At 71.3% G+C, this 14,521-nt stretch carries 12 protein-coding genes; 8 read left to right on the plus strand and 4 right to left on the minus strand.

All coding sequences use genetic code 11. From position 1 onward, the window contains the following. The first annotated feature begins 102 nt into the window (after positions 1 to 102). From ABEA82_RS13080 to ABEA82_RS13105, 6 genes are all read left to right on the plus strand, one after another. Positions 103 to 843 (plus strand): response regulator transcription factor, encoded by a 741-nt coding sequence (locus ABEA82_RS13080; RefSeq protein ID WP_039933088.1) that lies wholly within the window; start codon positions 103 to 105, stop codon positions 841 to 843. Then, positions 840 to 2,444: a sensor histidine kinase gene (locus ABEA82_RS13085; RefSeq protein WP_345661582.1), complete on the plus strand. Its 1,605-nt coding sequence runs from the start codon at positions 840 to 842 to the stop codon at positions 2,442 to 2,444. The genes ABEA82_RS13080 and ABEA82_RS13085 overlap by 4 nt, the downstream gene beginning before the upstream one ends. 14 nt (positions 2,445 to 2,458) lie before the next feature. After that, on the plus strand, positions 2,459 to 3,838 hold the full coding sequence (locus ABEA82_RS13090) for a bifunctional glycosyltransferase family 2/GtrA family protein (RefSeq protein ID WP_345661583.1): 1,380 nt from the start codon (positions 2,459 to 2,461) through the stop codon (positions 3,836 to 3,838). After that, the gene (locus ABEA82_RS13095; protein WP_345661584.1) at positions 3,835 to 6,069 is read left to right on the plus strand and encodes an ArnT family glycosyltransferase; all 2,235 of its coding nucleotides are present in this window, start codon (positions 3,835 to 3,837) and stop codon (positions 6,067 to 6,069) included. The genes ABEA82_RS13090 and ABEA82_RS13095 overlap by 4 nt, the downstream gene beginning before the upstream one ends. A 110-nt stretch (positions 6,070 to 6,179) precedes the next feature. Next, positions 6,180 to 7,676: an MFS transporter gene (locus ABEA82_RS13100; RefSeq protein ID WP_345661585.1), complete on the plus strand. Its 1,497-nt coding sequence runs from the start codon at positions 6,180 to 6,182 to the stop codon at positions 7,674 to 7,676. A gap of 144 nt (positions 7,677 to 7,820) precedes the next feature. Beyond that, on the plus strand, positions 7,821 to 8,579 hold the full coding sequence (locus ABEA82_RS13105; protein ID WP_345661586.1) for a TetR/AcrR family transcriptional regulator: 759 nt from the start codon (positions 7,821 to 7,823) through the stop codon (positions 8,577 to 8,579). A 25-nt stretch (positions 8,580 to 8,604) separates the two neighbouring features. Here ABEA82_RS13105 and ABEA82_RS13110 read toward each other — a convergent pair whose 3' ends face one another. Both ABEA82_RS13110 and ABEA82_RS13115 read right to left on the minus strand, forming a co-directional pair. Beyond that, positions 8,605 to 9,075, minus strand: a complete 471-nt coding sequence (locus ABEA82_RS13110; RefSeq protein WP_345661587.1) for a PPOX class F420-dependent oxidoreductase — start codon at positions 9,073 to 9,075, stop codon at positions 8,605 to 8,607. Between the two features lie 9 nt (positions 9,076 to 9,084). Further along, a complete protein-coding gene (locus tag ABEA82_RS13115) occupies positions 9,085 to 9,438 on the minus strand; it encodes an STAS domain-containing protein (RefSeq protein ID WP_425588516.1) in 354 nt (117 codons plus the stop codon). Positions 9,439 to 9,652: 214 nt separating this feature from the next. Between ABEA82_RS13115 and ABEA82_RS13120 the strand changes: the two genes are divergently transcribed. Both ABEA82_RS13120 and ABEA82_RS13125 read left to right on the plus strand, forming a co-directional pair. Next, positions 9,653 to 10,375 (plus strand): ANTAR domain-containing protein, encoded by a 723-nt coding sequence (locus ABEA82_RS13120; protein ID WP_345661589.1) that lies wholly within the window; start codon positions 9,653 to 9,655, stop codon positions 10,373 to 10,375. A 57-nt stretch (positions 10,376 to 10,432) separates the two neighbouring features. Continuing rightward, positions 10,433 to 11,134: a GAF and ANTAR domain-containing protein gene (locus ABEA82_RS13125; protein WP_345661590.1), complete on the plus strand. Its 702-nt coding sequence runs from the start codon at positions 10,433 to 10,435 to the stop codon at positions 11,132 to 11,134. On the opposite strand, the gene ABEA82_RS13130 is transcribed toward ABEA82_RS13125, so the two are convergent. Together ABEA82_RS13130 and ABEA82_RS13135 are read right to left on the minus strand one after the other, a co-directional pair. Further along, positions 11,117 to 11,938, minus strand: coding sequence for a YceI family protein (locus tag ABEA82_RS13130; protein WP_345661591.1), 822 nt, complete (start codon positions 11,936 to 11,938; stop codon positions 11,117 to 11,119). The genes ABEA82_RS13125 and ABEA82_RS13130 overlap by 18 nt on opposite strands. Before the next feature lie 88 nt (positions 11,939 to 12,026). Continuing rightward, positions 12,027 to 14,501, minus strand: a complete 2,475-nt coding sequence (locus ABEA82_RS13135; RefSeq protein WP_486389419.1) for an MFS transporter — start codon at positions 14,499 to 14,501, stop codon at positions 12,027 to 12,029. Between the last annotated feature and the right edge of the window lie 20 nt (positions 14,502 to 14,521).

The raw sequence follows: 14,521 nt of genomic DNA on the forward strand, positions 1-14,521 counted from the left end.
CCGCGCGTTCCCAGGTGTTCCCTGAGAAGCACCTGTGTGTTTCTCAGGGAATTCACAGGTTGCCGAAAGCGCGCTCTCAGAGGGCCTCGACATCGTGTTCACATGACCACGACCTCGCCCCAGGGGCGCACCGAACTGCTGAGGCCGGACGGGAGCCCCGTCCGAGTGCTGGTGGTGGACGACGAACTGTCGATCACCGAACTGCTGTCCATGGCCCTCCGTTACGAGGGATGGCAGATCCGGAGCGCGGGAGACGGCCAGGGCGCCATCCAGAGCGCGCGCGACTTCCGGCCCGACGCCGTCGTGCTCGACATGATGCTGCCGGACATGGACGGGCTGGCGGTGCTCGGGCGGCTGCGCCGGGAACTGCCGGACGTGCCGGTGCTCTTCCTCACCGCCAAGGACGCCGTCGAGGACCGGATCGCCGGACTCACCGCCGGCGGGGACGACTACGTCACCAAGCCGTTCAGCCTCGAAGAGGTCGTCGCGCGGTTGCGCGGGCTGATACGCCGCTCCGGCGCCGCCGACCGGCGCTCCGAGTCGATGCTGGTCGTCGGTGACCTCACCCTCGACGAGGACAGCCACGAGGTGACCCGGGCCGGGGACAACATCCACCTGACCGCGACCGAGTTCGAGCTGCTGCGGTTCCTGATGCGCAATCCGCGGCGCGTGCTCAGCAAGGCGCAGATCCTCGACCGCGTGTGGTCGTACGACTTCGGCGGCCAGGCCAACGTCGTCGAGCTGTACATCTCCTACCTGCGACGGAAGATCGACGCCGGCCGTGAGCCGATGATCCACACCCGCCGGGGTGCCGGTTATCTGATCAAGCCCGCGGTGTCATGAGCGGACGACGACGGCCGCGTACGCAGCAGAGAGCGGGCAAGCAGGCGCGAGCGGGCAAGCCCCGCACTCTGCGGACGCGGCTCGTCGTCGCGTCCGTGGTGCTGATCGCCGTGGTGTGCGCGGTGATCGGAACCGTGACGACCCTCGCCCTCAGGTCCCATCTGTACGAGCAGTTGAACGACCAGGTCGACGACACCGGCAAGCGTCTGTCCGGGCCCATGAAACCCGGTGGCGAGAAAGACGTCGAGGTGAAGGACAGGATCACGGGCTATCTCAGTGGCCCGGCGCAGCCGGAGACCATCGCCGCCGAGCTCGGCGCCGACGGGACGATCACCCGGGCGGCCTTCGCCAAGCAGGCGTCCAACGTGAACGGCCCCTTCCAGAAGAACATCCCCGTCGACCTCACCGACGAGCAGAAGGCCGCCCTCGCCGAGGTGCCGACCACGGGCATGCACACCGTCGACATCCCCGGACTCGGCGAGTACCGGGTGCAGTACGTCAACGGGAAAGACGGCGGCCGCTACTACGTCGCCCTGCCCACCGAGTCCGTCAACAAGACCATCAACACCCTCATCCTCGTCGAGGTGAGTGTCACCGGCGCCGGACTGGTCGCCGCCGCCATCGCCGGATCCGTCCTCATCGGCGTCGCCACCCGCCCCCTCCGCCGGGTGGCCGCCACCGCCACCCGCGTCTCCGAACTCCCCCTGCACACCGGCGAGGTGAACCTCAGCGAGCGCGTCCCCGACTCCGAGACCGACCCGCACACCGAGGTCGGGCAGGTCGGTGCCGCGCTCAACCGGATGCTCGACCACGTCCACGGCGCGCTGCACGCACGGCAGCAGAGCGAGACGCGGGTCAGGCAGTTCGTCGCCGACGCCAGTCACGAGCTCAGGACCCCGCTGGCCTCCATCCGCGGGTACGCCGAACTGACCAGACGAGGGCGAGAGGACATCGGGCCCGACACCCGGCACGCCCTCCGGCGGATCGAGTCCGAGGCGGGGCGCATGACCCTGCTGGTCGAGGACCTGCTGCTGCTCGCCCGGCTGGACGCCGGACGGCCGCTGCAGTTCGAGCAGACCGACCTCGTACCGCTCGTCGTCGACACCATCAGCGATGCCCGGGCCGCGGGACAGGACCACAACTGGCGCCTCGACCTGCCCGACGAGCCCGCGCTCGTGTCGGCGGACGCGGCCCGGCTCCAGCAGGTCCTCGTCAACCTGCTCGGCAACGCGCGCACCCACACCCCGCCCGGCACGACCGTCACCGCCCGCGTCCAGCGGCGCGGGACGTGGCTCTGCGTGGACGTCGAGGACAACGGGCAGGGCATTCCCGCCGAGTTGCTCCCGCACGTCTTCGAACGCTTCGCGCGCGGCGACTCCGCGCGGTCCCGCGCCACCGGCTCGACCGGTCTCGGCCTCGCCATCGTGCAGGCCGTGGCGTCCGCGCACGGCGGTGCCGTGACCGTCGACAGCGTGCCCGGGCGGACCGTCTTCACGGTGCACCTGCCCGCGTCGCCGCCCCAGCCGCAGCCGGAAATGAGCTGGCAGCAGCACTCACAGGCACGCCACAGCGTCACCACATGGGCACAACAGGGCGCCTGACGAAAGTCGGTTCCATGCGAACCGACTCTTCTCCCGGCACCCTGCCGGCGCGGGAGCACCTCCCGGCCGCACCAGCCGGTACGCCTGTCCTGGACGTAGTGATCCCCGTCTACAACGAGGAGAAGGACCTCCAGCCGTGCGTCCGCAGACTGCACGAGCACCTCGTGAGGACGTTCCCCTACGCGTTCCGCATCACGATCGCGGACAACGCCTCCACGGACGCCACCCCGCAGGTGGCGGCGTGGCTGGCGGCGGAGCTCCCCGAGGTCACCACCTTCCGGCTGGAGCAGAAGGGCCGCGGCCGGGCCCTGCGGGCCGTCTGGTCGGCCTCGGACGCCCCGGTCCTCGCCTACATGGACGTGGACCTGTCCACCGACCTCAACGCCCTGCTCCCGCTGGTGGCGCCGCTGATCTCCGGCCACTCGGACCTGGCGATCGGCTCCCGGCTCGCCCGCAGCTCGCGCGTGGTGCGCGGTCCCAAGCGGGAGTTCATCAGCCGGGCCTACAACCTCATCCTGCGCGGCTCGCTCCAGGCCCGCTTCACCGACGCCCAGTGCGGGTTCAAGGCGATCCGCCGTGACGTGGCGCAGGTGCTGCTGCCGCTGATCGAGGACACCGGCTGGTTCTTCGACACCGAGATGCTGGTGCTCGCCGAGCGCGCCGGGCTCCGTATCCACGAGGTGCCGGTCGACTGGGTCGACGACCCCGACTCGACCGTGCACATCGTCAGGACGGCGACCGACGACCTGAAGGGCGTGTGGCGGGTGGGCAGGGCCCTGGCCACGGGTTCGCTGCCGCTGGACCGGCTCACCCGGCCGTTCGGCGACGACCCGCGCGACCGCGAGATCAAGGACGTCCCGCGGGGCCTGGCCCGGCAGCTGGTCGGCTTCTGCGTGGTCGGCGGCCTGTCCACCCTCTTCTACCTGCTCCTCTACAGCGGCTTCCGGGTCTTCTCCGGCTCCCAGGTCGCCAACGCCCTCGCCCTGCTGGTCGCGGCGATCGCCAACACGGCCGCGAACCGGCGGCTCACCTTCGGGGTGCGCGGGCGCGGCGGCGCGGTGCGGCACCAGGCACAGGGCCTGGTCGTCTTCGGTATCGGGCTCGCCCTGACGAGTGGTTCGCTCGCCGCGCTGGGCGCGGCCACCTCCGAGCCCGCGCACTCCACCGAACTGGCCGTCCTCATCGCCGCCAACCTCGCGGCCACCGTGCTGCGCTTCCTGCTCTTCCGGGCGTGGGTGTTCCCGGACCGGCGCGAGGACGACTCGCCGGCGCTCGCCTCGTACGACACCACCCGGTTCCGCGCCGGTGAAGTCGCGGACGGCTCCTGGCGGGACGCGACCGTGCAGCTGCTGCCGGTGCGCCCGCACGACACCGATTCGAGGGACTTCCGATGACCGTCCACTACGACCAGCAGACCTACGACACCTCCGACAGAGCGTCGAGTCCCGAGGCCTGGACCCGTCGTCCCCCGGCACCCCCGCCCTCCCTCGACGCGGGCGACCCCAAGCGGCCCCTTCCGCTGCGGCTGTGGCGCGGCCGCCCCGAGGACCCCCGCTGGGCCCGCCCGGCCCTCCTCGGCCTGCTGCTCGCCACCCTCGTCCTGTACCTCTACGACCTGAGCGCCTCCGGCTACGCCAACTCCTTCTACTCGGCGGCCGTCCAGGCCGGCAGCCAGTCCTGGAAGGCGTTCTTCTTCGGCTCGCTGGACGCCGCCAACGCCATCACCGTCGACAAGCCCCCGGCCGCGCTGTGGCCGATGGCCCTGTCGGTGCGGCTCTTCGGCCTCAGCTCGTGGGCGATCCTGGCCCCCGAGGTCCTCATGGGCGTCGGCACGGTGGCCGTCGTCTACGCGGCCGTACGCCGCCGGTTCAGCCCCGCGGCCGGTCTGATCGCGGGCGCGGTGCTCGCGCTCACCCCCGTCGCGGCGCTGATGTTCCGCTTCAACAACCCGGACGCGATGCTGGCGCTGCTGATGGCCGTCGCCGGCTACCTCGTCATCCGGGGGCTGGAGGACGGCCGGACGAAGTGGCTGGTGTGGGCCGGGGCCGCGATCGGCTTCGCCTTCCTCGCCAAGACCCTCCAGGCGTTCCTGATCCTGCCGCCGCTGGCCCTCGTGTACGCGGTGTGCGCGCCGGTCCCGGTGAAGAGGCGGATCGGCCAACTCGCCGCCGGACTGGCCGCGATCGTCGTCTCCGGCGGCTGGTGGGTCGCGATCGTCGAACTGTGGCCCGCGTCCTCGCGCCCGTACATCGGCGGCTCGCAGAACAACAGCTTCCTGGAGCTGACCTTCGGCTACAACGGCCTTGGCCGTCTCAACGGGGACGAGACCGGCAGCGTCGGAGGCGGCGGCGGTGGCGGCAACGGCGGCGGTGCCTGGGGCGAGACCGGCTGGGACCGGCTGTTCGGCTCCGGCATCGGCGGCCAGATCTCCTGGCTGATCCCGGCCGCGCTGATCCTGTTCGCCGCCGGCCTGGTGGCCACTCGCAGGGCACGGCGTACGTCCGTGACCCGCGGCGCGTTCCTCGTCTGGGGCGGCGCGCTGATCACGACCATGCTGGTCTTCAGCTACATGCAGGGCATCTTCCACGAGTACTACACGGTCGCCCTCGCCCCCTACGTCGCACCGCTGGTCGGCATGGGCTCGGTGCTGCTCTGGGAGAAGCGCGACAAGGCATGGGCGTCGCTGACCCTGGCGGCGGCGATGACCGCCACCGCGGCCTGGGGTTACGTCCTGCTCAACCGTTCCTCCGACTACCTGCCCTGGCTGAAGTGGCTGGTCCTGGTCGGCGGCCTGACCGCGGCCCTCGGCCTGATCTTCGCCGGCCGGCTGGGACGCCGGCTGGCTCTGGGCGCGGCAGGGCTGGGCCTCGTCGCCGCGCTGGCCGGCCCGGCGGCGTACACCCTCACCACGGTGAACGAGGGCCACAGCGGCTCCATCGTCACCGCGGGTCCGGCGGTCGCCGGCGGTCGCGGCGGACCGGGCGGCGGTGGCGGCCCCGGTGGCGGTGGGCCCGGCGGTGGCGGCTTCCCCGGCGGCGGCCAGAACCAGCAGAACGGCAATGGCAACGGCCAGGGCAACGGCTTCCCCGGTGGGGGCTTCCCGGGCGGCGGCCAGAACCAGCAAGGCCAGCAGAACCAGCAGGGCCAGCAGGGCCAGCAGAACCAGCAGGGCCAGCAGGGCCGGAATCAGCCGAACGGTGACGGTGGCCGTGCGGGCGGTATGGGCGGTATGGGCGGCGGTGGCGGTATGGGCGGTCTGCTCAACGGCGCCAGCGTCAGCTCCGAGGCCAGGAAGCTGCTGGAGACCGACGCCGACCGGTATACCTGGGCCGCGGCGGCCATCGGCGCCCAGAACGCCGCGAGTTACCAGCTGTCGACCGGCGACCCGGTGATGGCCATCGGCGGCTTCAACGGCACGGACCCGTCCCCCACGTTGGCCCAGTTCAAGCAGTACGTGGCCGACGGGAAGATCCACTACTTCATCGCGTCCGGCTCGGGCGGCGGTATGGGCGGCAGCAGCGACGGCACGTCCTCCCGGATCACCTCCTGGGTCGAGGCCAACTTCAAGAAGGTCACGGCCGGTTCGGCCACCTTCTACGACCTCACACAGAAGGCGAGCGGCTGACGGTCGATCGATTGAAGCGGGGAAGGGCGGTGGCCGAGAGCCGCCGCCCTTCGTCATGTCCCGGGAAGCTCGGTTGTACACCGTATGGGAACCGTTCTACGGTGTACAACATGACGACGTCCCCACAGGAAACGGCTCTGTCCGAGACAGCCCCCCGCGGTCATCCCCAGCGCTGGCTGATCCTCGGTGTCATCTGTCTCGCGCAGCTCACCGTGCTGCTCGACAACACGATCCTCAACGTGGCGATCCCCTCGCTCACCCGCGAGATGGACGCGACGACCGCCGACGTCCAGTGGATGATGAACGCCTACTCGCTGGTGCAGTCCGGCCTGCTGCTCACGGCGGGCAACGCCGCCGACCGCTACGGCCGCAAGCTGATGCTGATGTCGGGCCTGGCCGTCTTCGGCGTGGGCTCACTCGCCGCCGGACTCTCCCAGAGCCCGGCCCAGCTGATCGCGGCGCGTGCGGGCATGGGCGTCGGCGGTGCCCTGCTGATGACCACGATCCTCGCCGTCGTCGTGCAGATCTTCGACGACAAGGAGCGCGTGAAGGCCATCGCGCTCTGGTCCACGGTCAGTTCGCTCGGGTTCGCGGCCGGCCCGCTGATCGGCGGTGTGATGCTGAACCACTTCTGGTGGGGCGCGATCTTCCTGATCAACCTGCCGGTCGCCCTGCTCGGCCTGATCGCGGTCGCCGCGCTCGTACCGGAGTCGAAGCACAAGGCCGGTGACCGGCCCGACCTGGTCGGCGCGGTGCTGTCGACCATAGGCATGACGGCCGTGGTGTACGCGATCATCACCGGCCCCGAACACGGCTGGACCTCCGCGCGGGTGCTGGTCTCGGCCCTGGCCGGCGTGGTCGTCCTCGCTGTGTTCGTGACGTGGGAGCTGCGCACCGAGCACCCGATGCTCGACATGCACTTCTTCCGCAACCAGAAGTTCGTGGGCGCGGTCGCGGGCGCGATCCTCGTGGCGTTCGGCATGACGGGTTCGCTGTTCCTGCTCACCCAGCACCTTCAGTTCGTGCTCGGCTACGAGCCGCTGGACGCCGGGCTGCGGACGGCGCCGCTGGCGCTGACCGTCGTCGTGCTCAACTTCACCGGGCTCGGGGCGAAGCTGGTGCTCAAGGTCGGCACGCCCGGGGCCATCGCCCTCGGCATGACCCTGGTGTCGGCCGGGCTGGCGGCGATCGCGCTGCTCGGTGGGCACGGGTACGAGGGGATGCTGCTCGGCCTCGTCGTGATGGGCGCGGGTGTGGCGTTGTCCATGCCGGCCATGGCCAACGCGATCATGGGGGCGATTCCGCCGGAGAAGGCGGGCGTGGGAGCGGGGATCAACGGGACGCTCGCGGAGTTCGGGAACGGGCTGGGCGTCGCCGTCCTGGGGGCCGTGCTCAACTCCCGATTCGCGTCCCTGGTCGCCGTCTCGGCGGCGTCGTTGCCGGCGGCGCTGGCGGGGGCGGACTCGGCCGCGGAGAGGACGCGGATCTCTGATGCGTTCGCCTCTGGGCTGGAGACCAGTCAGTTGGTGGGGGCGGTGGCTGTGTTGGCCGGGGGGTTGGTCGCGGCGGCGTTGCTTCGGCGGGCTGAGCGGGCAGAGTCCGCCTAGGAGCTCGGGCTGCTGGGTGGTGCGGCGTCTGCGGGATCGTTTTGGCTGGTCGCGCGCACGCGGCGGAGCCGCAGGTCGACACGGCCCGCGCCCCCAAGAAGCGCGTCTAGCATGAACGCATTGCAAGGCTGAGGAAGGTGCGCCATGGGGAAAGCGGCTGAGCGTCCGCCGCGGACCAGTGTCTGGCTGGAAGGCAAGGCGCACCGGCGTCGGGGAGGCGGGCAGCCGTCGGGGCTGGACCGGGAGCGGATCACCGAGGTGACCGTCCGGCTGCTGGACGCCGAGGGGCTGGCGAAGTTCTCGATGCGACGGCTGGCCGGTGAGCTGAACGTCACCGCGATGTCCGTCTACTGGTACGTCGACACCAAGGACGACCTTCTCGAGCTCGCCCTGGACGCGGTCATGGGCGAGATGGTCCTGCCCGACCCGGAGGCCGCCGACGCGGACTGGCGCGACCAGGTGCGGTCGCTCGCCCGGGAGTACCGGACCCTGCTGGTGCGCCACCCCTGGGTGTCCGCGCTGGTCGGCACCTTTCTCAACATCGGCCCCAACAACCTGGCGTTCTCGCGGGTCGTGCAGCGCGTCATGCGCAGGACGGGGCTGCCCGCGAAGCGGCTCACGAGTGGGATCTCGGCCGTCTTCCAGTTCGTCTACGGCTACGGCACGCTCGAGGGACATCTCTCCACCCGGGCCGCCGCCGCCGGCATGACCATGGACGAGTACTTCCAGGACGCCGTCAGCACGGTGACCGAGGCCCCGCAGGCCGCCGACGTCATGCGGGAGTCGCGGGCGCTCATGGAGGCACGCGGCGGGGAGACCGTGCAGGAGATGCTGGAGCGGGACTTCGAGTTCGCGGTAGAACTGCTGATCGCCGGGATCGAGGCGATGGTCGCCCGGAAGTGAGCCACGCGCCGGGGTCCGCCCCGGGCTACTCCCCTTCGACCAGCCGCGCCGGGAACCCGCCCGTGGCCACCGGGCCCCACCGCTCCGGCGTGATCCGGATGATCGACTTGCCCTGCTTGGCCATGGCCGCGCGGTACTCGTCCCAGTCGGGGTGCTCCCCGGCGATGTTCCGGTAGTACTCCACGAGCGGTTCGACGGAGTCCGGGGTGTCGACGACCTCGGCCGTGCCGTCGATCTGGACCCAGGGGCCGTTCCAGTCGTCGCTGAGCACGATCAGGCTCACCCGGGGGTCCCGCTTGGCGTTGCGGGTCTTGGCGCGCTCCGGGTAGGTGGAGACCACGATCCGGCCGGAGTCGTCGACGCCGCAGGTCAGGGGGGAGCCCTGGGGGCCGCCGTCGGCGCGTCGGGTCAGCAGGATCGCGTGGTGGCGGGGGCGCACGAAGTCGAGCAACTCGTCGAGGGAGACGCGGGTGTTCGTCGCGATGTTCGGTGCCATGGCGCCAGCCTACGACGCCAGGGCCTCCGCGAGATCGTCGTACACGGGGACGTCGCGGCGCAGCCCGGTCAGTTCCAGGACGCGGCTCACGACACCCTCTGTCCGGGCCACCAGGCGCACCCGGGCCCCGGGGCGCAGCCGGTGGCGTATGTCGTTGACGAGGCGGATGCCCTGGGAGTCCATGAAGGAGGTCTCGGTCAGGTCGAGGACGAGCACCTCCAGCCGGTCACCGCGGGCCCGTACTTCGGACAGTACGAGCGGAAGCAGGTCCGCCGCGTTGCAGAAGTCGATCTCCCCCGGCATGGTGAGGTGGACGCGGCCCGGCAGGTCCTGCGATTCGGTGGGATTCGGGAGGAAGGTCACAGCGCTCACCTGGCAGACGTTCGTCCGGATTCCGGTAAGGCCGCTTCCTGACCCACGGCCATTCCATCACGGCCGGGGGCGTGGACGGAAGCGCCTGACGCGCCCGTCGGCCGGACGTCACTTCGAGGCAACCGAGCAGTTAGAGTGCTGTCCGTCCTGTGCTCGCAGTCGGGAATGTGCTGCGGAGCTCTCCTGCGCACGGTCATGGCCGTGCATGCCGAAGAGGTTCGTGGTGGCTGCGTCCGACTTTCCTGATTTGCCCCGTTTTCCAGTCGGCTTCGAGCTGGGTGAAGCCCTGACGGTGGCGTCTCAGCAGCTCCACGAGGCACCCACGCCGCACGGCACGCTACGCACGGCGGCCCGGCTGGCCGTCCACATCATGCCGGGGGCCGAACACGCCGGCGTCTCCGAGATCGACCGCGGCAACAAGCTCCGCACGCTCGCCTGGACCGACGAGGTCGTGCGTTCCGCCGAGGCCCGGTACGGCGGCCGCGAACAGCACGGGCACTGGGAACAGTTGTGGCAGAGCCCGGTGGCGCGGATAACGGACAGCGAGGCCGACGGCGGCTGGGACGTGCTGTCGGCCCTGGGGCTGCGCTCGGCGCTGTCCCTGCGGCTGCGCGCCGACCGCCGCCGGCTGACCGTGCTCACGGCCTACGCGCGCAAACCGGGCGTCTTCGACGAGGCCGCGACGCGCATCGGCCGGCTGTTCACGGCGCACGTCAGCCTCGCCCTGGACTCCGTGACCGTGCGCGAGCAGCTCACCGAGGCCATGCACACCCGGGACCTGATCGGCCAGGCCACCGGCATCCTCATGGAGCGTCAGGGCATCGACGCGGCCGCCGCCTTCGAGAGCCTGGTGCGGGCCTCCCAGCGGGAGAACGTCAAACTGCGCGACATCGCCCGCCGGATCGTCGACACCCACAACACCACCTGAGGCGGGCCGCTTCACGCCAGGGGCGTGTTCGGGGAGCGACGGGATACCCGTACGGTCATGAGCTCCGAGACGTCCGACACGCTGGACCAGGCGATGGTGCGCAGCAGTGGTCTCGACACCCTGCTGCGCGATCTGACCGACCGGGCGGTGCGGGAGGTGCCCGGGGCCGCCGCGTGCAGCATCACGGTGCGCCGGGCGGGCCGGCTGCTCACCCTGGCCGGCAGCGACGGCCTGCCCAGCGGCCTGGACCAGCGGCAGTACGAGAACGACTCGGGGCCCTGCGTCGAGGCCGCCGAGACCGGTGAGGAGCAGTACGCCCCGGACCTGGTGGAGGACTCCCGCTGGCCCTCGTACACGTCGTACGCGCTGTCCGAGGGCGTCCGGTGCGTGCTGGCCGTGCCGCTGGCCGTCGAGGGCGAGACCGGCGCGGCGATCAACTTCTACGGCGTGCGGGCCGACGCCCTCGGGACCGGCCGGGACGCGGCCCGTGTCTTCGCCGCCCGGGCGAGGGACGCGATCGACGTGGCCCTGCACATCGAGCGGCAGCGGCAGTCGGCGGCGGACGTGCGCACCGCCCTGCTCTCCCGCAGCGTCATCGACCAGGCGATCGGCATCCTCATGGCCCGGGAACGGATCGACGCGGGCCTCGCGCTGGAGCGGCTGCGCCGCGCTTCGCAGAACCGCAACGTCAAGCTCCGTGACCTGTGCGGACAGTTGGTGGCGCGGATCTCCGACCCGGACTCAGACCGCCGGAAGTGACTCGCCCTGCACGGCCTGGATGTCCAGCTCCACCTTGAGGGTCGTGCCGATGGCGGCGATGCCCGCCTGGAGGACCTGGTTGTAGTTCATCGCGAAGTCCTCGCGGTGCAGTTCGGTCGTGGCGCGGAACGCCGCGCGGGTGCCGCCCCACGGGTCCGGGCCGGTGCCGAGGTAGGCCAGGTCCAGATCGACCGGCCGTACGACGCCGTGCATGCCCAGCTCGCCGTGGACCGTCCACCGGTCGGACCCGGTCGCCGTCAGTCCCGTGGACCGGTAAGTGATCTCGGGAAACCGCTCGACATCGAGAAAGTCCGGCGACTTCAGGTGCCCGTCCCGCATGCCGTTGCCCGTGTCCACGGACGCGGCCCTGATCACCGCCTCCACGCGGGACTTGGTGATGTCGTCCGGGGCGATCTCGATCGAGCCGGAGAACTCGGTGAACCGGCCGTGCACGCTGGAGATGCCCAGGTGCTGTGCCACGGCGGCCACGCTGGAGTGCACCGGGTCGACGGTCCAGGGTCCCGGCGGCGGCAGCTCGGTGCCGCCCTGCCGGGCCAGCGTCACCGTGCCGACCTCGGCCCGGCCGCTCGCCGTGACGATCACACTGGACGCCGCGGGCGCGTAGCCGACGGCCGTGACGATGACGGTGTACGCCCCCGGCTCCAGCGGCGTCGCGTCCCGCACGGCGCCCTCCGCGTCGGCCTCGGCACGCAGCGCCTGCGCGCCGGTCATGTCCGCCACCGTGACGACCGCGTGCGACACGGCCCATCCGTCCCGGGTGCGGATCCTCGCGGTCAGTCCCATCTCACAACTCCTCGATAAGAAAACCGGCCCGCGACAGGGGGCGCACCTCCGCTCAGAGCGCGCCCACCTGCCACGGGCCGGGGTCGGACTACTCGCCGGGATGGGCGAGTTCGATGTCGTGCGCGTCGGTGCCGCGGCCCGTCACCGTCAGGGCGGTGGCCACCGGCGGGTAGCCCGTGGCGATGACCGTGTACTCGCCGCCGTCCAGGTCGGTGAAGGCGTACGCCCCGTCCGTCCCGGTCGTGGCCGAGCCGACGACGTTGCCGGCCTGGTCGACCAGCGTCACCCGGGCGTCGGCCAGCGGCCCGTGCGGGGCGCGGACGACGCCCTGGACGCTGGCGCCCGCGTCCAGGTCGATCTCGACCCGGGTGACCCCGGTGCCGCCCACCTCGACGGGCAGGGCGCGCGGCCGGTAGCCGGCGGCGTTCACCGCGACGGTCACGGCACCCGGCACCAGTTCGGCGAAGGAGAACTCGCCCTGCTCACCGGTGGTCCCGGTGGCCAGCAGGTCCCCGCGCACATCGGTCACGATGACCATCGCGTCCTTGACCGGCTGCCCGCTCCCGGCGGCCCGCACCAGGCCGGTGAGCCCGCTGGTGCCGCTGAGCAGGATGTCGTAGGCGACCGGCTCGTCGTTCACCACGACCGTCGACGCCTGCGGCTGGAAGCCGTCCGCCGAGGCGATCAGGACGTACGACCCGGCGCCCGGCGCGTCGAGGGTGTAGGACCCGTCGGCCTGGGCCACGGACCGGCCCAACTGCCGGCCTGCCAGGGAGATCAGGGTGACGGCGGCCTGCGGCACGGGCGCGGACTCGGCGCCGCGCACGAAGCCGCGGACCGGCACACCGCCCCCACCGGACGCGGACCCCTCGGCCCGGGCCACGGTCGCGACGGCGGCGAGCCGCTGCGTCCCCTCGGGCCCGGTCTCGCCCGCGGCCCCGGTCTCCGACACGGCCCAGCTCGGCACGGCCTTCTCACCGGCGGGAGCCTCGGCCGCGACCTCGGCGGGAACCTCTGCGGGGGCGTCCGCGGGGGCGCCCGTCTCCGCCGCCTGGGCCAGCCCACCCTTCGTCTTCAACGGGACCTCCTTGATGAAGAGCGACACGAGCAGGGCGAGCAGCGCCAGCGGAGCCGAGTAGAGGAACACGTCCGCGACACCGTGGCCGTAGGCGCTCTCCACGACGGTGCGGATCGGCGCGGGCATCGCGTCCAGGTCGGGGATGCCGCCCCCGCCCGTGCCGGCGTGGCCCATGGCCGCGCCCTTCGCCCCGAGGCCGGCGAGGCCGTCCTTGACGTAGTCGGTGATCTTGTTGCCCAGGACCGCGCCCAGCGCCGAGACGCCGACGGCACCGCCCAGGGACCGGAAGAAGGTCACCGTGGAGCTGGCGGCACCCAGGTCACCCGGCTCCACCTGGTTCTGCGTGCAGAGCACCAGGTTCTGCATCATCATGCCGATGCCGAGACCCATCAGCGCCATGAAGATCGCTATGTGCCAGTACTCGGTGTCGTAGCGGATCGTGCCGAGCAGCCCGAGTCCGGCCGTCACCAGCACACCGCCGCCGAGCAGCCATCCCTTCCAGCGTCCGGTCCGGGTGATGACCTGGCCGGAGACGGTGGAGGAGACGAACAGGCCCGCGATCATCGGGATCGTCATGACACCGGACATCGTCGGCGACTTGTCCCGCGCCAGCTGGAAGTACTGGCTGAAGAAGACGGTGCCGGAGAACATCGCGACGCCGACGAACAGCGAGGCCACGGAGGCCAGCGTGATGGTGCGGTTGCGGAACAGCCGCAGCGGGATGATCGGCTCGCTGGCCTTCGCCTCGACGAGGACGAACAGCGCCAGCAGCGCGACCGAGCCGCCGACCATCGCGTAGGTCTGCCAGGAGACCCAGTCGTACTTGTCACCGGCGAAGGTGACCCAGATCAGCAGCAGGCAGACGGCCGCGGTGATGAAGAAGGCGCCGGCCCAGTCGACCTTGACCTTCCGCTTCACCACGGGCAGGTGCAGGGTCTTCTGCAGCACGATCAGGGCGATCACGGCGAAGGGCACGCCGACGTAGAAGCACCAGCGCCAGCCGAGCCAGTCGGTGTCGGTGATGACACCGCCGACCAGCGGACCGCCGACCATGGCCGTGGCGAAGACGGCACCGAGGTAGCCGTTGTAACGGCCGCGCTCACGCGGCGAGATCATCGCCGCCATGATGATCTGGGCCAGCGCGGACAGGCCGCCCATGCCGATGCCCTGGACCGCGCGGAAGGTGATGAGCATGCCGGGGTTCTGCGACATGCCGGCCGCCGCCGAGCCCAGTACGAAGACGACCAGCGCGAGCTGGATCAGCAGCTTCTTGGAGAACAGGTCGGCGAGCTTGCCCCACAGCGGCGTGGACGCGGTCATCGTCAGCAGGGACGCGGTGACGACCCAGGTGTAGGCGCTCTGGCCGCCGCCGAGGTCGCCGATGATCCGGGGCAGGGCGTTGGAGACGATCGTCGACGACAGGATCGCGACGAACATGCCGAGCAGGAGGCCGGTGAGGGCCTCCATGATCTGCCGGTGCGTCATCGGAGCGCCGCCGCCGGAGG

Source organism: Streptomyces venetus, assembly GCF_039540295.1.
In the GTDB taxonomy this organism is placed as follows: domain Bacteria; phylum Actinomycetota; class Actinomycetes; order Streptomycetales; family Streptomycetaceae; genus Streptomyces; species Streptomyces venetus.